15 protein-coding genes are annotated in these 18253 nt (G+C 65.1%); 1 reads left to right on the top strand and 14 read right to left on the bottom strand.

Annotated features, from left to right (window positions below; translation table 11 throughout):
* Positions 1–30 precede the first annotated feature (30 nt).
* The 3 genes from ISP25_RS15345 to ISP25_RS15335 all read right to left on the bottom strand — a co-directional run bounded on the left by ISP25_RS15345 (position 31) and on the right by ISP25_RS15335 (position 5008).
* The gene (locus ISP25_RS15345) at positions 31–3135 is read right to left on the bottom strand and encodes an efflux RND transporter permease subunit (protein ID WP_404615114.1); all 3105 of its coding nucleotides are present in this window, start codon (positions 3133–3135) and stop codon (positions 31–33) included.
* Positions 3136–3259: 124 nt separating this feature from the next.
* Positions 3260–4384: an efflux RND transporter periplasmic adaptor subunit gene (locus ISP25_RS15340; RefSeq protein WP_404615112.1), complete on the bottom strand. Its 1125-nt coding sequence runs from the start codon at positions 4382–4384 to the stop codon at positions 3260–3262.
* A gap of 156 nt (positions 4385–4540) precedes the next feature.
* Entirely contained in the window at positions 4541–5008 is a 468-nt protein-coding gene (locus ISP25_RS15335) for a MarR family winged helix-turn-helix transcriptional regulator (protein WP_192157991.1), read from the bottom strand.
* Positions 5009–5048: 40 nt separating this feature from the next.
* On the opposite strand from ISP25_RS15335, the gene ISP25_RS15330 reads away from it, so the two are divergent.
* Positions 5049–5570 (top strand): O-acetyl-ADP-ribose deacetylase, encoded by a 522-nt coding sequence (locus tag ISP25_RS15330; RefSeq protein WP_404615110.1) that lies wholly within the window; start codon positions 5049–5051, stop codon positions 5568–5570.
* Here ISP25_RS15330 and ISP25_RS15325 read toward each other — a convergent pair.
* The 11 genes from ISP25_RS15325 to ISP25_RS15275 form a co-directional block, all read right to left on the bottom strand.
* Positions 5557–7224 (bottom strand): BatD family protein, encoded by a 1668-nt coding sequence (locus tag ISP25_RS15325; RefSeq protein WP_404615108.1) that lies wholly within the window; start codon positions 7222–7224, stop codon positions 5557–5559. The genes ISP25_RS15330 and ISP25_RS15325 overlap by 14 nt on opposite strands.
* 92 nt (positions 7225–7316) lie before the next feature.
* Positions 7317–9338, bottom strand: coding sequence for a tetratricopeptide repeat protein (locus tag ISP25_RS15320; protein ID WP_404615106.1), 2022 nt, complete (start codon positions 9336–9338; stop codon positions 7317–7319).
* The gene (locus ISP25_RS15315; RefSeq protein WP_404615105.1) at positions 9335–10315 is read right to left on the bottom strand and encodes a VWA domain-containing protein; all 981 of its coding nucleotides are present in this window, start codon (positions 10313–10315) and stop codon (positions 9335–9337) included. Before ISP25_RS15315 ends, ISP25_RS15320 begins: the two co-directional genes overlap by 4 nt.
* Entirely contained in the window at positions 10308–10823 is a 516-nt protein-coding gene (locus tag ISP25_RS15310) for a DUF4381 domain-containing protein (protein ID WP_404615103.1), read from the bottom strand. The genes ISP25_RS15315 and ISP25_RS15310 overlap by 8 nt, the downstream gene beginning before the upstream one ends.
* On the bottom strand, positions 10823–11758 hold the full coding sequence (locus ISP25_RS15305; protein ID WP_404615101.1) for a DUF58 domain-containing protein: 936 nt from the start codon (positions 11756–11758) through the stop codon (positions 10823–10825). The genes ISP25_RS15310 and ISP25_RS15305 overlap by 1 nt, the downstream gene beginning before the upstream one ends.
* Positions 11755–12750 carry an AAA family ATPase gene (locus ISP25_RS15300; RefSeq protein WP_404616322.1) on the bottom strand — a complete coding sequence of 332 codons (996 nt, stop codon included), beginning with the start codon at positions 12748–12750 and terminating at the stop codon, positions 11755–11757. The genes ISP25_RS15305 and ISP25_RS15300 overlap by 4 nt, the downstream gene beginning before the upstream one ends.
* A 142-nt stretch (positions 12751–12892) precedes the next feature.
* Positions 12893–15112, bottom strand: coding sequence for a type IV pilus secretin PilQ (gene pilQ / locus ISP25_RS15295; RefSeq protein WP_404615099.1), 2220 nt, complete (start codon positions 15110–15112; stop codon positions 12893–12895).
* 56 nt (positions 15113–15168) lie between these two features.
* The gene (locus tag ISP25_RS15290) at positions 15169–15708 is read right to left on the bottom strand and encodes a pilus assembly protein PilP (RefSeq protein WP_404615097.1); all 540 of its coding nucleotides are present in this window, start codon (positions 15706–15708) and stop codon (positions 15169–15171) included.
* Positions 15708–16370, bottom strand: a complete 663-nt coding sequence (pilO, locus tag ISP25_RS15285) for a type IV pilus inner membrane component PilO (RefSeq protein ID WP_404615095.1) — start codon at positions 16368–16370, stop codon at positions 15708–15710. Before pilO ends, ISP25_RS15290 begins: the two co-directional genes overlap by 1 nt.
* Positions 16367–17068: a PilN domain-containing protein gene (locus ISP25_RS15280; protein WP_404615093.1), complete on the bottom strand. Its 702-nt coding sequence runs from the start codon at positions 17066–17068 to the stop codon at positions 16367–16369. Before ISP25_RS15280 ends, pilO begins: the two co-directional genes overlap by 4 nt.
* The gene (locus tag ISP25_RS15275) at positions 17068–18126 is read right to left on the bottom strand and encodes a pilus assembly protein PilM (protein WP_343227574.1); all 1059 of its coding nucleotides are present in this window, start codon (positions 18124–18126) and stop codon (positions 17068–17070) included. The genes ISP25_RS15280 and ISP25_RS15275 overlap by 1 nt, the downstream gene beginning before the upstream one ends.
* Positions 18127–18253: the final 127 nt, after the last annotated feature.

Below are 18253 nucleotides of genomic sequence, written 5' to 3'. Positions count from 1 at the left end.
AGCGTCGCCGCCGCGACGCCGGGCGCCGGCTCAGCCTGCCCGTGCGGCCTCGGCGCCGTGGCGGCGCTTGCCGCCGAACCGCTGCTGCAACCGGTCCATGTACAGATAGATCACCGGCGTCAGGTAAAGCGTGAGCACCTGCGACACCAGCAGGCCACCGACCACGGCAAGACCCAGCGGGCGGCGCGTTTCCGCGCCGGCGCCCAGGCCCAGCGCGATCGGCAAGGTGCCGGCGAAGGCGGCCATGGTAGTCATCATGATCGGTCGAAAGCGTACGTGGCAGGCTTCCATGATCGCCGCGGCCGGCGCCATGCCTTCCGTGCGCTGCCGCTCCAGCGCGAAGTCGATCAGCATGATCGCGTTCTTTTTCACGATGCCGATCAGCATCACGATACCCACGAAGGAGAACAGGTCCAGCGGCGCCCGGAAGATCATCAGCGTGAGCAGTGCGCCCACGCCTGCCGCAGGCAGGCCGGAGAGGATGGTCAGCGGGTGGATGAAGCTTTCGTACAGGATGCCCAGCACGAGGTAGATCACGAACAGCGCCAGCGCCAGCAGCAGGCCCATGCCCTGCATGGAGTCCTGGAAGGCCTGTGCCGTGCCCTGCACGCTGCCGGTGATGGACGCGGGCAGGCGCAGGTCGCGCATCGCGCCGTCGATCTCCCCCACTGCCTGGCTCAGGCTCACGCCCGGCGCGAGGTTGAACGAGATGGTCACCGCCGGCAGCTCGCCCTGGTGGTTCACGGTGAGCGGCTGTGCGGTACGCGTGAAGCTGGCCACCGTGTTGAGCGGCACCAGCGTGCCAGTATTGGAGGTGACGTAGAGCTGCGACAGCACCTCCGGGTTGTTCTGCAACGCGTAGTTAACCTGGAGGATCACCCAGTACTGGGTGGCCGTGCCGTAGATCGTCGAGACCTGCCCTTCGCCGAATGCCGTGCCCAGCGCGTTCTGCACCTGGTACATGGTGAGTCCCAGCGGCGCCAGCTTGGAGCGATCCACCTTGACGTCGATGGCCGGTCCGTTGAGATCGAGGTCGCTGGTGACGTCCTGAAAGCCTTGCAGCTTGGCGAACGCGGCCAGCACCTTGCCGGACTCCGCGTACAACGCATCGAGGTCGGTGGACTGCAGCGTGTACTGGTATTCGGCCTTGGAAGCACGGCCACCCACCTGGATCTGCGGCGGGTTCTGGATATAGGCGCGGATGCCCGGCACCCTGGCGAACTTCGGCCGCAGCTCCTGGATGATCTGGTCGGGTGTCAGCGCGCGTTCGTCCGCGGGCTTGAGACGCATGAAGATCGAACCGTTGTTGGTGGTGGTGCGCGAGCCGCCCGAACCCACCGAGGACATGTAAGCGTCGATGTTCGGATCGTCCGCCACGATCTCCGCCAGCCGCTGCTGGCGCGCGGCCATGCCGCTGATGGAAATGTCGTCAGGGCCTTCGGTATTGACCTGCAGCTGGCCGGTGTCCCCGGCGGGGATGAAGTCCTTGTCCACCACCACGAACAGCACCGCCGTGGCGACCAGACTGGCGAAGAACACGCCGAGGATGGTCCGCGGATGCGCCACCGACCAGTCCAGCGAGCGCGCGTAGCCGCGCCGCACGGCATCGAAGCCGCGGTCGAACCACAGCACCACGCGTGCTTTCTTCTCGTGCTCAGCATGCTTCACGAAGCGGCTGCAAAGCATCGGCGTCAGCGTGATGGAGACGAAACCCGAGATCAGGATCGCCACGCTCAGCGTCACCGCGAACTCGTGGAACAGACGCCCCACGATGCCGCCCATGAACATCACCGGCAGGAATACCGCGACCAGCGACAGCGTCATCGAGAAGATGGTGAAGCCGATCTCGCTGGCGCCGACCATGGCCGCCTCGTATGGGTCCGTGCCCGTCTCGATGTGGCGCACGATGTTTTCCAGCATCACGATGGCGTCGTCCACCACGAAGCCGACCACCAGGGTCAGCGCCAGCAGCGAGAGGTTGTCCAGACTGTAGCCCAGCGCGTACATCGCGCCGAAGGTACCGATGATGGACACCGGCAGCGCCAGCGCGGGGATCAGGGTGGCCGAGGCGTTGCCGAGGAACAGGTAGATCACCAGCACCACCAGCACGCCCGCCAGCAGCAGGGTGTACTGCACGTCGTCCACCGAGGCGCGGATCGAGACGGAACGGTCGTACAACGTCTCCAGCTTGATCGACGGCGGCAGCGTGGCCAGGAACTGCGGCAGCACCGCGCGGATGCGGTCGATGGTGGCCACGGTGTTGGAGCCGGGCTGGCGGTCGATCGCCAGCACGATCGCGCGCTTGCCGTTGTACCAGCTCGCCACCTGGTCGTTCTGCACGCTGTCCTCGGCCTTGCCGAGCTGCGACAACATGACCGGCGCGCCGTTGCGCCAGGCCACGATGATGTCGTTGTACGGCGCCGCCTTCTGCAGTTGGCCGTCCGAACTCACCTGTACCAGCTGGCGCGAGCCGTTGAGCGAACCGGTGGCGAGGTTGACGTTGGCGTTCGCGACGGCCTGCTCCAGCACGTCGATGCCGACGCCGTTGGCGGCCAGCTTGGCGGGATCGACGCTGATGCGCACGGCGTATTTCTGCGTGCCGAACACGCCCACCTGCGCCACGCCTTCGATCATCGACAGCTCCTGCGCCAGCTGCGTTTCCGCGTATTCGTCCACGGTGGACAGCGGCAGCGTGTCGGAACTGAGCGTGAGGTAAAGGATGGCCTTGTCCGCCGGGTTCACCTTGCGGAAGGTGGGCGGCGTGGGCATGTTGGTGGGCAACTGGCGCATCGCCGCCGAGATCGCCGCCTGCACGTCCTGTGCGGCACCGTCGATGTTGCGGCTCAGGTCGAAGCTCAGCGTGATCGAAGTCGAGCCCAGCGCACTGGTCGAGGTCATCTGGCTGATGCCGGCGATGGTGGAGAACTGGTTCTCCAGCGGCGTGGCTACCGCCGTCGCCATCGTCTCCGGCGAGGCACCTGGCAGGCTCGCGCTCACCGAAATGGTGGGGAAATCCACGTTCGGCAACTCGTTCACCGCCAGGTTGGGATACGCGGCCACGCCGAACACGATCAGCGCGATCATCAACAGTGCGGTCATCACCGGGCGGCGGATGCACAGGGCTGGCAGGTTCAAAGGATGCGCCCCTCCTGCAGGCGGCGTGGCGCCGGATCACCGCTCAGCCCGGCAGGCGAACCCGCAACACCCGCTTGAGCCCTCTCTCTGCCGGGAAGAAGGGCCAATCTCGCCGCAGCCCCCATCATTCCGTCACCACCTGCACCTTCGTGCCGTTCGTCAACAGCATCTGCCCGTCGGTGACCACCTTCTCGCCGCCGTCCAGGCCTTTCCCGATCACGATGCTTGCGCCGTCATTCGCTCCCGCGGTCACCATGCGCTGACTAGCCTTGCCTTCCGCATCCAACACGAACACGAAAGCCCCGTTCGGCGAGTTCTGCAGGGCCGTCACCGGCACGGTCACCACGTCGTGCAGGCGCGCGGTAGGCAGGGTCACCTGCACGAACTGGCCGGGAGTGAGGCGATCGTCCGCATTGGCATAGCTCGCCTTCAGCTGGATCGTGCCGGTGCCGGTGTCCACCGCGTTGTTGACGAAATCCAGCGTGGCCTGCAGCGGCGCCGATGCGCCCGGCACCTGCACGTTCACCGCCAGCTTGCCGCGCGCCTCCGCCGCCCGGATGTCGCCGAGCGCGGATTCCGGTACCGAAAACGTCACGTGGATCGGCCGCACCTGGTTGAGCACGACGAGGTTGGTGCTGTTCGCGCTCACCTGCGCGCCGGGATAGGCCAGCGGCGCACCGGCGATGCTGTCCACGGGCGCGCTGATCTGTGCGTAACCAAGCTGCGTCTGCGCCATTTCCACGGCGGCCTGGTCCGCTTTCACCGAGGCGGCGTAGATGCCCACGTTCGCCTTGTAGCCGTCGTAGTCGGTCTGCGCGACGTAGCCCTTGGCCAGCATCGGCGTATAGCGTCGCAGCACCTGCTGGGCATTCACGAGCTGCGCCTGGTCCTTGGCGAGATTGCCGCGCGCCTGGTCCAGTTGCGCCTGCAACAGGCTGGGATCGATGCGCGCGATCACCTCGCCCTCGCGCACGCGGCCGCCCAGCGCGAACGCGATGGATTCGAGCTGGCCGCTGACGCGCGACTGCACGGTCACGGTGGAATATGCCTCGGCGTATCCGTTCACCTTGAGAGAAAGGTCGAGGTCGCCGCGCACGGCCGTTGCCACTTTCACCGGCACCGCCTGCGTGGCCTTGGGCTTGTCCGAACCGGCCTTGCCGTGGCTGGACCATGTGTGCGCGACCAGCGCGGCCACTGCTACCACGGCCAGCAATGCCACTGGTTTCTTGAAGGAAATGCGCTGCGGCATGGGCTCCCCGCGGATGCGATACGGAATTTCACCATCCGGGGATCACACACCGGGATGGTCGGCGGATTCCAAAAGTACCGCGCATCGCACCACACGTCGATGCGTCAACGACAACGACGCCCGGCACTTGGCAAATGCATCCGATGCGACTAGCGCCTACTCTTCGAGGGGAGCTTGCGCCTCTGTTGCGTCCAGTGCCTGCAGGTTCGCCTTGATCCGTTCGATCACGTCGAGCGCGCGCTTCAGCTCGTCGTATTCGATGCCCACGGTGGACTCGCGGCGCAGCTCACGCGCCACCTGTTCCATATCGTCCACCACCTCGTGCGCCTGTGCGGTGACATACAGCCGCCAGGCGCGACGGTCGCGCGGATCGGGACGGCGTTCCACAAAACCGGCGGCCTGCAGCCGGTCGATCACCCGGCCCACCGCAATGGGCTCCATCTCCAGCGCCTCGGCCAGTTCGTTCTGCCGCATGCCCTCGCGGTGATAGAGCATCTTGGTGGCGCGCCACTGCGCGCGCGTGAGGCCGTACTTAACGGCGCGCCGGTCGAAGTGCTTGCGGAACAGCAAGGTCACGTCGTTCAGCAGATAGCCGAAGGAAAGTTCTTCCGTTTTCGCCGTCATCGTTGCAACCTCGCCGTCAACAGGCCAAGCATAAGCCCGCATGCCCCTTACCGTCGTCACCGCCGACATCACCACGCTGGCCGTGGACGCCATCGTCAACGCGGCGAACGAGACGTTGCTTGGCGGCGGTGGCGTCGATGGCGCCATCCATCGCGCCGCCGGCCCGGCATTGCTCGCCGCATGCCGGGCGTTGGCACAGGTCGCGCCAGGCATACGCTGCCCCACCGGCGAAGCGCGCATCACGCCCGGCTTCGACCTGCCAGCGCGCTGGGTGATCCATACGGTGGGCCCGGTATGGCACGGCGGCGACCGTGCCGAGGCGCTGTTGCTGGCGGATTGCCACCGCAACGCGCTGCGCCTCGCACGCGAACACGGCTTGCGCAGCATCGCCTTTCCCGCGATCAGTTGCGGCGTGTTCGGTTATCCCGCTCCGCTTGCCGCCGAGGTTGTCGCCGGCGGGCTGCACGAAGAGCTGGCGCGCGATCCCGGGCTGGACCTCATCCTTTGCTGTTACAGCGAGCCGATGCGCGCGGTATTCCGGCACGCGCTCATTCCAGCTTGAAGGGGTACAGCGGCGGCAAGCCGTCATCTTCCCTGCTTTCGTCATTGCGCCAAATGAACCCGCGTTCGAAGGCGCCCACCAGATCGACAGCCACCGCCGGCGCGGCATTGCCGTAGCAGCAGCGTTGCAGGTCGGCGATGGCGCGCCGCTGCGTCACGTCTGCCAGCGCGGTTTCCAACTCGCCCGCATTGCGGATGGCCGGGCGTTCCGCCCGTGCCCACGCCAGCAGGCTGCGCAACTGCGCCATTGCATCGCCACCGCGCGCCACGGCCAGGAAAGCCAGCCTCCGCTGACGCACGCCATCGGTAGATGCGTGCTTCGCCGTGGCCGCGACGACGCCTCGCGGCACGCGTCGCCGAAAAAGCCACCACGCCAACATCGTGCACAACCACAACAGCAGGCTGCCAAGCGCGATCCACCGCCATGGAACGCCGTGCGACGTCGCGCTGGACGGCGCCGACGCAGCAGGGATTGCCGCAGCTGGCTCCGGAGTCGACGCAGCGGTCGGCGATGCGGATGCCGCACCCGCTGCCGGCAACACGGTGACGCTGTGCGCAGGGATTTCGGCGGTTTGCTCCTGTCCCGAAGTCACGTCGAACCAGCGCAAGGTGGTGGCCGGCAAGGTCAGCGTGCCGGCACGTTCCGGCACCACTGCGAAGCGGCGTTCGCTGCTGCCTTGCAGCCATGCGTCGTCGTTTGCGGTGGCGGTCTTCGGCTGGTCGGGATACACCGTGGCGCCGGATATCGAAGGCAGGCTGAGCTGCGGCAGCGCCTCGGCCGGCAGGCCGATCGCGCTGAGCGTCATGGTGAGGTTGATCGGCTGGCCCACGCGCACGGGCGTGCCGGCGTCGGGCCAGCCCGAGAGCGAAAGGCTGAGCGCGCGCGCGGGCAGCCATGCCGACTGCCCCCAGTTTGCGGGCGCAGCCTGCACCTGCACCGTCTGTGCGGGAGCACTGGCAGCGACCTGAGTACCCCCACCGAAGAAGCTGTCGGGATCGTTGGGATCCACCGCCACGCCCCTGAAGTTCAATGCGGGAACCGTGAGCGTGCCGGCGTGCTGCGGTACCACCGCATAGCGCCGCTCGATCACACGGTATTCGCGGTCGCCGCGCACCTTGTCGTAACGCAGGTCGTCACCGACCTGGTTGAGCTGCACGCCATCGACCAGCGGCGCATCCAGCGTGCCGTTGGTGACATCGCCGCTGATGTAGAGCCGCACCACATAGCTGAGCTGCTGGCCTACCCAGGCGTGTTGCGGCGCCAGCTCGGACTCCATGAAGACATTCTTGTCCGCCGCCGCAGCCGACGACGGATCGGGTTGGCTTACCACGAGTTGCAATGGCGCCGTCTGCCCGCCGGCCACGCCGAGCGGCGGCACGACGAGCGTGCCCACATGCTTCGGTCGCAGTACCACGCCGATCACCAGCTCGGCGCTGCGCTGGCCGTTGACGATGCTGAGATCACTGCTCTGCGAGCTGCCGAGAATGTCGAAGTCCTGCTCGAGCGGACTCAGGTCGGGCATCGCCGCACTTGTGCCGTCCTTGATGTGCAGGTTCAAGGTCACCGTCTCGCCCAGCTGTACGGTGCTGCGATCCAGCGTGGCCTGCACGTCGGTGGCATGTGCGGCGAACGGCAAAACGAGGAACAGGAGCACGCAAATGCTTTGCATAGTGCGACCTGGGATTTGCGCCCATTTGATCTTCGCGGTCAGAAACGAACGCAAGAACAGGTGCTGTCGTCGAAACATCACTGCCCATCCTCGTCGGGCGCATCGCCGTGGCGACGCTGGTATTCGAGCTCGAACTTGCGGCGCAACAGCGCGCCCGGATCGTCGGGCACGCGCTGCAGGGCCTGACGCAGATCCGCCGGAAGCTTCGTCTGCAGGTCGTCGACGCCGACCGCGCCGAGTTGATGTGCCGGCGGTTGTTTGGCCTCGGGCTTGCCGGGTGCACCCAACTGCTTGTCGAGTTGCTGTTTCAGCGCCTGCTGTGCCCTTGCGGCTTGCGCTTGCTGTGCAGCCTGCTGTTCGGGCGTCGATGGCGGTTGCTTGTCTTGCTGCTTGTCTTGTTGCGTGCCGGATTTCCTGTCGCTTTGCCCAGCCTGATCCGTTGGCGATTGGGCCTGCTGCGACTGGCCGGGGCCGTTGGATGGATTCTGCCGATCCTGCGACTTGGAGTCCTGGCCTTGCTGCGGCTGCTTGCCGGGTTGCTTGTCGCTCTTGTTCGCGTCGCCCTGGGCTTGCCGGCTTTGTCCATCTTTGTCCTGGCCGCTGTCATCTTTGCCGCTCTTGTCCTGCTGACCGTTGCCTTGCCCACTGCCGCTCTGTCCCTGCGACGAGGACGAACCCTCCTGCTTTTGTTGCTGCTTTTGCTGCTGCGAGGAAGAAGAATTCTGCGGCGGCTTCTGCTGCTTGCGCAGCCAGTCCTCAACTGCTTGCTTGTTCGCCTTTGCGTCCGCGTTCGCGGGATCGTGCCGCAGGGCCTCGTCGTAGGCGTGGATTGCCTCCTCGTACTTGCCCTCGCGCGCCAATGCATTGCCGAGGTTGTAGTTCGCGTCGCCACCTTTCGCCTCGCGCAGCGCCTGCGCGGCGGCCGCATAGTCGCCAGCACGATAGGCCGCTGCACCACGCAGGGAGGGATCCTTCGCCAGCTGCATCGCCTGCTTCGCGTCGCCCTGCTTGAGCGCCGCAGCCGCCTGCTGGTTCTTGTTCTGCCACAGGTCGCGCCAGCTCGCGGCATGTGCGGTGCCCGGCCACATCGGCAGCAACATCAGCGGCAACAACATCAGCCAGCCACGACGAAATGCCAGCGCGGCCAGTGGAAGAAGAAGCAGCAGCAACCATGGGCCGCGATCCTGCCACTGGTCGCCAAACTGGCCTTGTGCCGATTGGACGTTCCCCGCGCGCAATGCATCCTTGAGCGTAGCGATGTCGCCGTCATCTGCGCTCATCGGCACGTAGCGTCCGCCCCCTGCTGCTGCGACCGCGGCCAGCGCGCTGTCATTGCGGGCGGCGAGTTGCAGGTTGCCCTGCGCGTCGTGCAGGAAACCGCCACCCCCAGACGGCACCGGTGCGCCCTTCGTCGTGCCTATGCCCATCACCGAGACATGCACGCCTTCTGCAAGCGCTTTGCGCGCGGCCGACTGTGCCGCTGCATCCGCCGTATCCGCGATCAGCACCAGCGAACCGCCGCCGACCTTCGCGTCGCTGATCAATGCAGCGCCGCGCTCTATTGCCGCCGCCATGTCGTTGCCGTCCACCGGCATCGTATCGGGCGCCATCGCATCGAGCAGGGTTCCAAGACTATGCGCATCGGAGGTCAGCGGTGCCACTACAAAGGCTTCGCCGGCATAGCCGATCAGTGCATTGAGGCCGTCTTGGTTGGCCGCCAGCAATTCGTGCGCCTTGTAGCGCGCGCGATCGATGCGGCTTGGCGCCACGTCCCGTGACAGCATGCGCTGCGACAACGAAATCGCCACTACCTGTGCCGCGCGGCGCGCGTACAACGGCTGCTCGACACGGCTCCAGGTCGGCCCGGCCAATGCCAGCGTCGCCAGCATCCAGGCAATCACGAGCAATCCCGAAGGCAGGCGCTGCCGCGCGGCGCGACCGTGCAGCAATTGCGGCAACAATTCCGCATCGACCAGCCGCGACAGAGCCTGCAGCCCGCGCGAACGCCGCGAGATTTGCCACAGCAACCATGGCAACGCAATAAGCGCGCACAACCACCATGGCCGCAGGAAATGGAACTGCGCCAGCATCGCACTCATGCCACTGCTCCACGCACCCGTCCACGCGGCAAGGTGGCCAACAGCCACAACAGCAGGGCTGCTGCCAGCGGCCAGGTGAACCATTCCTTGCGTGGCCGGAGGCTGGGGCCATGCTGCTGCATCGGTTCCAGCGCGTCGATGGCGCGGTAGGCATCAGCCAGTTGGGCGCTGTCCGTGGCGCGGAAAAAGCGGCCGCCTGTGTCGCCGGCGATCTTCGTCAACATCGCCGCGTCCAGGTCGGCGGACGGATTGATGACCTGTGCCCCGAAGAAACCGGGTACGCGCATACGCTCGGCACCTATGCCCACCGTGTAGATGCGTACGCCAGCCGCCTGTGCGGCGCGCGCGGCCTCCAACGGCGTGATGCTGCCGGCGTTGTTGACGCCGTCGGTGAGTAGTACCAGCACGCGCGCCTGTTCGGGCAGTTCGGACAAGCGCCGCACCGCAATGGCGATGGCATCGCCGATGGCGGTCTCGGTGCCGGCCAGACCCACCTCGGCACCCTGCAATTGTGCGCGTACCGCGTCGAGATCGTAGGTGAGCGGCGTCACGAGAAATGCCTGGCTACCGAACAGGATCAACCCCATCTCATCGCCACGACGGCGATCGATGAAATTGCCTGCAATGGCCTTCACCGCACCGAAGCGGCTCACCGGCTGGCCGGCCAGTTCCATGTCGGGCGTGCGCATGCTGCCGGACAGATCCACCGCCATCAGCAGCGCGCGACCGCTGCGCTGCTGTGCCTGCGGGGGACCCACCCATTGTGGGCGAGCAGCAGCGGCCACCAGGCACGACCAGGCCAACGCAAGCAGCCACGGTGCGACACTGCGGACTGCATTGCCGCCCGTCGCGGCGAGTCGCAGACCCGGTTGCGGCAGATGCAATGCCTGCCCTGGCGACACCGGCGGCAGCATGCGCCGCAACAACCAAGGCAAGGGCAACAGCAGGAACAGCCAGGGCCATGCGAACTCAAACATGGCCCTGCTCCACCGCAAGTGGCTTCCAAGCACGAGGGCTTGCCGCCGCTCGCAACCAGCTGCGGGCAGCAGCCAAGGTGGCGGGCGCGTCGAGCTTCGCCTGCGGCCGGTAGATCGCCTGCTCCAATGCCATCAGGCGATCGAGCACGGGTATCGCAACCGGCACGCGTGCCAGCGTCCGTCGCCAACTGTCGCCGCGCTGCCTCGTCGCAGCCTCATCGTGGCTACGGGCCACGCGGCGCAGCAGTTGATGGAGTGCGGCTGCCAGCGCAGCATCGTCACCGACGCGCGCGTGCCGTGCCGCCAGTTCTTCCAGTTCACCCAGCAACAGGCGCTGTCGCTTGTGCTGGCGGTGGCGATGCAGCAGGAACCACGCCGCCACGATCAATGCCAGCAGCACCAGCACCATCATTGCCCACCAGCCCGGCGCCAGCGGCCACCATGAGGGGGCAGGCGGCAAGTGGATGTCGCGCAGCTCGGGGCCATTCAGCGGTAGCGACTGCGGCATCATCGGCACACCCCGGTTGCACCCAGCAATTCGCTGACGGCTGCGAGCGGGTCGTTGCGCGTGTCAATGACGCGGCAGCGCACGCCTGCGCCGTGCGCCAGCGTTTCCAATCGCGCCGGACCGGTGCCCAGCGCCTGCTGGAACTCGCGACGCTGACGCTCGCCAAACAGCACCACGTCGCGACGCTCTCCGCCATGTTCCAGTGGATAACGACCGGGCGGCGGCGGTTCGCGCTCCAACGCGTCAGCCACCACCAGCACACCGACTTCGGCGCGCGCCTTCAGTTCGAACAAATGCTGCCGCGTTTCGTCGTCCGCACTGAAACCGTCACTGATAAGCAGCACGCGACTGGCACCATGCTGCAAGCGCCGCGCGCGCAACAAGGCTGTGGATAGCGGCTCGGAGCGTGCCATTGACGGCATCGCGTCCCACTCGGCCAGCGCACCGCATGCGGCGAGCGCGCCACGGGCGGAGCCTTGTGGACGCAGCAAGCGATCCTGCTCGCCAAAAGCCAGCATGCCGACGCGTTCGCCCGCGCGCACGGCCAGCCATGCAGCGAAGGCCGCGGCACGCGCGGCTTGCACCGACTTGAAGCGGACGCGGGTACCGAAGCGCATGCTCGAGTGGGTATCCAGCAGGATCAACAGACGACCCTCGCGTTCCTCCTGGAACAGCTTGGTGTGCAACCTGCCGCTTCGCGCGGTGAGCCGCCAATCGAGCCGGCGCACGTCGTCGCCCGCCTGATAAATACGCGACTCGGCGTAATCCATGCCGCGGCCGTAGAGGCGACTGGAGTGCTGGCCACTGCGCGCTGCGCGGCTGTCGGCTGGCGACAATTTCGCGCGACCTATTCGCGTGCCCAATGCGACCAGTTCGGCCAGCGACACGCGCACGCGGCCGTCGCCATCGGCACGGTTCGGCAAGACGGCGCTCACGGCAGCGGCACGAGATCCAGCAGCCGCGCGATCACCTGGTCGCTGCGAACTCCTTCAGCTTCTGCCTCGTAGCTCAGCAATACTCGATGGCGGAGCACTTCGTGCACGATGGCATGCACATCATCAGGCAATACGTAGTCGCGCCCCGCCAGCCACGCCTGCGCGCGCGCGCAGCGATCCAGTGCAATGGTGGCCCGCGGGCTGGCGCCCCAGGCAATCCAGCGTTTCAGTTCCGGCCCGTAGCGCCCCGCATCGCGCGTGGCCAGCACGAGCTGGGCAAGGTATTCCTCCAGTGCAGGTGCCATGTGCACCGCCATCGCCGCATCGCGAGCAGCGAGCACGTCGGACTGACTCAGCAGGGACACCGGAGCAGCAACCGCATGCGCCCGGCGACTGGCCTGTTCGCGAGCGAGACGCAGGATCGCCAGCTCGGCTCCGGCGTCGGGGTAACCGATGGTCACGTGCAGCAGGAAGCGGTCGAGCTGTGCCTCGGGCAGCGTAAACGTGCCCTCCTGCTCGATCGGGTTCTGCGTGGCCATCACCATGAACAGTTCCGGCAAAGGCCTGGTGGCACGGCCCACGGTGATCTGCCGTTCGGCCATCGCCTCCAGCAACGCCGACTGCACCTTGGCCGGCGCGCGATTGATCTCGTCCGCCAATACGATGTTGTGGAACAACGGTCCCTGCTCGAATTCGAAGCTGCCGCTCTGCGGACGGAAGACGTCGGTGCCGGTGAGGTCGGCTGGCAGCAAATCGGGCGTGAATTGCACGCGGTGGAAATCCGCTTCGATGCGCGCGGCCAGCGCCTTCACCGCCGTGGTCTTGGCCAGGCCCGGTGCTCCCTCCACCAACAGATGACCATCAGCGAGCAACGCCACCAGCAAGCAGTCCACCAGCTTCGGCTGGCCGATGATGCAACCCTGCAGCTCGTCGCGAAGTTGCACGAAAGCCTGATGCAAGCGGCTTCGCGGCGAGGTTTCAGGCATGTCCATCATGGTGTTTCCTGCAATAAAGACGCCGCTATCGACCGCAGCCAGGCGTACAAGTTTAATCCCCCCTAAGCAGCGTTCAGGCGCACAAAAGGAAAGAGGCGGCCAAGGCCGCCTCTTTCCGCATCGCTCGATGCGCAACCCCTTATTGCAGCGAATCGTTGAGGATGCGCGGAGTCACGAAGATCAGCAGTTCCGCCTTGCTGTCGTTGCGGCTGGTGGTACGGAACAGAATGCCGAGGACAGGGATGTCGCCGAGGCCTGGCACCTTGGTCACCGTGTTGCTCTTGTCGACTTCGTAGATGCCGCCGAGCACCACCGTCTGACCGTTGTCCACCAGGACCGAGGTGTTCACCGACTGGGTGTTGATTTCCGGCACCTGGCCCTGCGGCGTCTGCAGGAACTGGGCAAGCGTATCCTTGTTGACATTGATCGCGAGGTACACGCGGTTATCCGCAGTAATGGTGGGCGTCACCTTGAGCTGCAGCACGGCGTCCTTGAACTGCACCGTGGCCGTGCCGGTACTCGCACTAGCGCCGGCGCCGCCCTGGTAGGTGACGTAGCCGATTTCCTGGCCCTGGCGGATCACAGCCTCCTGCTGGTTCGCGGTGATCACGCGCGGACTGGCGATGGTTTCGCTGTTGCCTTCGGTCTGCGCCGCCGACAGCTCCAGATCCAGCGCGTAGTTCTTGCCGAGTATAGCGAAGCCCAGCGTACCGGCAGGGGATGAAGTGGATTGCGGGAGATTTACGTTGAGGCCAGGGTTGGTAGAAGCACCAGTGGTGCTGGTGTTGGTGCTGCCCGGAGTGGTCCAACCCAATGTTGTGCCACCAGCGCCTGCACCCGATTGAATCACCTGGCCGCTTGGATTGACACGCTGCGCGTATGCTCCCCACTGCACACCCAGCTGGCGGGTGAAGCTGTCGGTAGCGATCACAATGCGCGATTCGATCAGCACCTGTTGCACCGGCCTGTCCAGCACGGCGACCAGTTTGCGGATCTGTTCGGTCTTGTCAGCTGTGTCATTAAGCAAAAGGGTGTTGGTACGGTCGTCGGAGGAGACGCTGCCACGCCCAGACAGGAAACCATGGGAAGTGTTTCCGGTCGAACTGCCACCCGTACTCTGCAAACTGCCCGTGGTCAGCAGCTTGGCAATATCGGCCGCCTTGCCGTAGCTGATCGGGATGTAAGTGGTGATCAACGGCGCATTGTCTTCGGCCTTCATGCGCGCCGTGGCGACATCCTCCTCGTATTTGGCCAGCTCCTGCTGCGGAGCCACCCAGATCACGTTGCCATCCTGGCGCTTGTCCAGCGCCTTGGCGCGCAAAATCACATCCAGCGCCTGATCCCACGGCACGTTCACCAGGCGCAGGGTAATGCTACCGGTGACGCTGTCCGCAGCCACGATATTGAGGCCCGACGTGTCGGCGATCAGCTGCAGCACGGAACGCACCGGGATGTCCTGGAAATTGAAGGTGGCGCGCTTGCCGTTGTAGGCCGGATGCTGGTCCAGCGCCGCCAGGCTGGCGCTCACAGCGGCTGTGTTGCCCTTCTTCGGTGTCACCTCCACCACGTACTGGTTGCCTTCCTGGTAAGCGGAGTTATCAACCACGCCCTTGGTGGCGATCGTCATCTGGACACCACCACCCGCCCCGACACGGGTGGTGATGGACTGCACTGGGGTGGCGAAATCCATCGTGTCCAACCGCTGCGCGAGATTGGTCGGCACATTGGCATTGGGGATGGTGACCACGACCTTGTCACCGATCGTGCGCATCTGCGCATCAGCACCCGGGCCACTGAAATTGACCAGCACGCGACCCTGACCGTCCGAGCCACGACGGAAATCGATGTTGGTGACGCTGATAGCCCCGTCGACCGTTGCCGGCAGATGCTTGGAAGGATCGATGATCGCCGCGGTGGTGACGCTGCGCTGCGCTGGCGCTGGCGTTGCCTGCGACACGTCGCTGCTGGCACCACCGGCTACGGTCAGGACCAGACTGTCGCCCTCGACCGCTGACTGGTAGGAAGCCGGACGCATCAGTTCCACGATGACCCGGGTCCGCCCGCCAGCGGACACCGCCGAGACGCCCGAAGTCGCTCCCTGGCCGATGTCCGTATGTCGCTGGGCAGTTGTGCCGGTGTTGGCAAAATCGATCGCGATACGCGCAGGGTTGTCGGTGGTAAAGATGCGCGGTTGCGGCACCGCACCGGCAAAGTTCAGGTGCAATTGCACGCTGCCTCCAGCCTGTGTGGTGTAGCTGATGTCCTTCAGCGTGTTGCTGTCGGCAGCCAACACGGATTGGCTGAAGCCCGCGCCTGCGAGCAGCAGCAACAGAAGGAGACTACGAATGGCGTGGCGCATGACCCGGCCCCGGACAGATTGAATGTGGTTGCTCATTGCATCAGCCCCTGTGTCCCCTATTTATCGCCGAGCGCGAGGCTGGCCGAACGCTCCATCCAGCCGCCATTGCCGTTGGATACCAGTTCGGTAACGTCGATGTGATCGTCGCTGACCGCGGTGACGCGACCGTAGTTCTGGCCTATGTATTCGCCATTGTGTACCTGATGGATCACGCCGCCAGGATCCTTCACCAGCGCCACGGTGCTTGGACCAGCACCGATGGTGCCGACCATTTTCAGGCTGTCCAGCGCGAAAAATTCCAGCGGTTGTTTGGGGCGGTCCCTGTCCGGCCGCGGCCCGTTGGTAGCGGCAGACTCCTGCTCGACGGCACTGGGCCCGAACGGATCACGCTGATCCTGGTCTGCGTAAGTGAAAGTCTCGAAGGTCTTGATGACCGGTAGCGGCGGGATCGGTTCGCCCTTCTTGGCTTTCTGCTGGGAGATCCATTCGCGCAGATCCGAGGTGCCACGAGTGCAGCCTCCCAACATCAGCGCGGCGACCAACAGCAGGGTGATCCGCAGCAACATGACAGGCTTATTGACAGTGGACAGCTTCATCAGTTGTGCCCCCCTGCCTTGTTGGGCGTGCCTTTTGCAGCCGCAGCGGCCTCGTCCTCATCCAGATAACGATATGTCTTCACCGTGCCCTGCAGCACCAGCACGCCATCCTGGGATGTGCCGTTCTTGGAGCCGTGTTCGGGCGTAAGCGCGACGTCGTGCATGGTCAGGATCACCACACGCGGCAGCGAAGCCACGCCGCTGATGAAGGTGCCGAACTGATGATAGGTACCCACCATCCTCAACTCGATTGGCTTCTCAGCGTAGAAGTCCTTCGGCACTTCGGGCTGTGGAGTAAAGGAATCCACCTGCAGGCCCGCAGCCAACGCAGTTTGCGAAACGTCGACCAGCAACTCCGGCATTTCGGTCCGGCTGGGCAGCTGACGCAGCAGTTGGCGCAGCATGTCCTTCATCTCGTCGAGCTGGTGCTGCAGCGCGTCGAGATTCACCGCCTTGGCCTGTTTGGTGCTGAATTCCTGCTTGAGTTGTTCTTCCTTGCCTGCCAACGAAGTCAACTCGTCCTGCTGGCTGCTTATGTAGAAATACCAGCCCACCAGCACTATCACCAAGAACAGCAGTATGGTGAAGAGGGACTTTACTGATTTGGGCCACGCGCCGACGTTATTGCGGTCGAGGCCGCGCAGATCATCTATGAGTTTCATGACTTGGCCCCTCCCTTGGCGGCGGTTGCGGCGGTGGCCGGCTTGGTGCTCGGAACCAAGGGGGAGGCTGGCGGCGCAGCGGTAGTACTGCCCGCATGTGCTGGCACCGCGACCGAGCTGGAGCTTGCTGGCGCCGCAGTCCCGTTGTCATCAGCCTTTGGCTTACCCAAGCCCACGCTCAGGCCGAAACCGTAGGGTGTGCGCGAAGCGTCGTGGGTGTTGACGGTACTGCGCAGATCCACATGGCCCATCCACGGCGAAGCCTCAATGTTGCGCATGTATTCGGCAACGCTGGCGTTGGATTGCGCCACGCCATCCAGCGACATGGTGTCGCCGGCCTGCTTCAACGCAGTGAGACGCACGCTGTTGGGTATCGTCTTCACCAGCTCGTCGAACAGATGCACCATCTTCGAACGGTCGGCCTGCAACTGTTCGATGATCTGCTTGCGCGCGAGGAGATGGTCGCGCACCTTGTCCAGCTCCTTGATCTTGTCGATCTTCACGTCGAGCTGCTTGATCTCTCCCTGCAGGATTGTGTTGCGATAATTCTGGTTGTCGATGCGCGCGCCCATCCAGAGCGCCCACAGCAATACGAAGCCAAGGCCAGCGACGAAGGCGGCGCCAAGCTGCCCATAGAATTCGCGCTCGCGCAGCTTGCGGCGTTCGGTGCGCCAGGGAAGGAGGTTGACGTGTGCCATCAGTCGAAACTCCTCAGTGCCAGGCCGACCGCGACCATCAGCGCCGGCGCATCCTGGGACAACGACTGCCCCTGCACCTTGGGCGACATCGACATGCGCGCCAGCGGGTTCGCCACCACGCAAGGCACGCCGATGTGTTCCTCCAGCATCCGGGCGATGCCGTCGATGGTCGCGCAACCGCCGGCCAGGACCACCTGATCGACCTTGCTGTATTCACTGCCGGCGAAAAAGAACTGCAACAGGCGGCTGACCTGCTGCACCAGCGATTCCTTGAACGGCTCCAGCGCCTCGCTCTGGTAGGACTCCGGCAGGCCACCCTTACGCTTGGCGCGGCCGGCCTCCTCGTAGGAGAGCCCGTAGCGGCGCATGATTTCGTCGGTGAGCTGCTTGCCGCCGAACACCTGTTCGCGCGAATAGATCGTGCGCTGGTTGCGCAGCACCGACAGCGTGGTCATGGTTGCACCCACGTCCACCACCGCCACCAGCGCATCGCGACCCACGTTGAGCTGATCGGTGAGCAGCGCGAAGGCGTTCTCCATCGCGAAAGCCTCCACGTCGACCACCTTGGCGGTCAGGCCACCCAGCTCCAGCGCGGCCACGCGCATGTCCACATTTTCCGTGCGTGAGGCCGCGAGCAGGACGCTGTTCATCTCAGGGTTGTCGCGCACCGGGCCCAACACTTCGAAATCGAGGCTCACTTCCTCGATCGGGTAGGGGATGTATTGGTTCGCCTCGACCTGGATCTGGCCTTCCAGATCATCCTCGGTCAGTTCGCTTGGCATCGGGATGATACGGGTGATCACCGCCGAGCCAGCCACCGCGGCGGACGCGTGCTTGATCTTGGAACCAGAACGCGCGAGCGCACGGCGGATTGCCTCGCCTACCGCCTCGACCTCGACAATGTTCTTTTCGACCACGGCGTTCGGCGGCAACGGTTCGACCGCGTAGTGCTCCACGCGGTAGCGGCCGCCCGACTGGCTTAGCTCCAGCAACTTGACGGCGGTCGAGCTGATATCGACGCCGATCAGCGCCGGCTTCTTGGGTGTGAAGAGCCCCACGGTGTTCCCCCTTTGCCCCTGGGCGGCAGACCGGATTTCCGGCCGATCCGCGACGGCATTAGATCGAAAAATTAACGCCCCCGCAATGGCCTGCCGCATTTTTTTCAAGTATTTCCCGTGATGGCGC

Source organism: Rhodanobacter hydrolyticus, from assembly GCF_044904645.1.
The sequence above is the reverse complement of the archived record's forward strand: the minus strand, read 5'-3'. Positions and strand labels throughout refer to the sequence as shown.

Excerpts from the sequence above, each read along its gene's own strand:
- ISP25_RS15340 (WP_404615112.1), bottom strand. The coding sequence starts at position 4,384 with ATGCCGCAGCGCATTTCCTTCAAGAAACCAGTGGCATTGCTGGCCGTG.
- ISP25_RS15335 (WP_192157991.1), bottom strand. The coding sequence starts at position 5,008 with ATGACGGCGAAAACGGAAGAACTTTCCTTCGGCTATCTGCTGAACGAC.
- ISP25_RS15330 (WP_404615110.1), top strand. The coding sequence starts at position 5,049 with ATGCCCCTTACCGTCGTCACCGCCGACATCACCACGCTGGCCGTGGAC.
- ISP25_RS15320 (WP_404615106.1), bottom strand. The coding sequence starts at position 9,338 with ATGAGTGCGATGCTGGCGCAGTTCCATTTCCTGCGGCCATGGTGGTTG.
- ISP25_RS15315 (WP_404615105.1), bottom strand. The coding sequence starts at position 10,315 with ATGTTTGAGTTCGCATGGCCCTGGCTGTTCCTGCTGTTGCCCTTGCCT.
- ISP25_RS15310 (WP_404615103.1), bottom strand. The coding sequence starts at position 10,823 with ATGCCGCAGTCGCTACCGCTGAATGGCCCCGAGCTGCGCGACATCCAC.
- ISP25_RS15300 (WP_404616322.1), bottom strand. The coding sequence starts at position 12,750 with ATGGACATGCCTGAAACCTCGCCGCGAAGCCGCTTGCATCAGGCTTTC.
- pilQ (WP_404615099.1), bottom strand. The coding sequence starts at position 15,112 with ATGCGCCACGCCATTCGTAGTCTCCTTCTGTTGCTGCTGCTCGCAGGC.
- ISP25_RS15290 (WP_404615097.1), bottom strand. The coding sequence starts at position 15,708 with ATGAAGCTGTCCACTGTCAATAAGCCTGTCATGTTGCTGCGGATCACC.
- pilO (WP_404615095.1), bottom strand. The coding sequence starts at position 16,370 with ATGAAACTCATAGATGATCTGCGCGGCCTCGACCGCAATAACGTCGGC.
- ISP25_RS15280 (WP_404615093.1), bottom strand. The coding sequence starts at position 17,068 with ATGGCACACGTCAACCTCCTTCCCTGGCGCACCGAACGCCGCAAGCTG.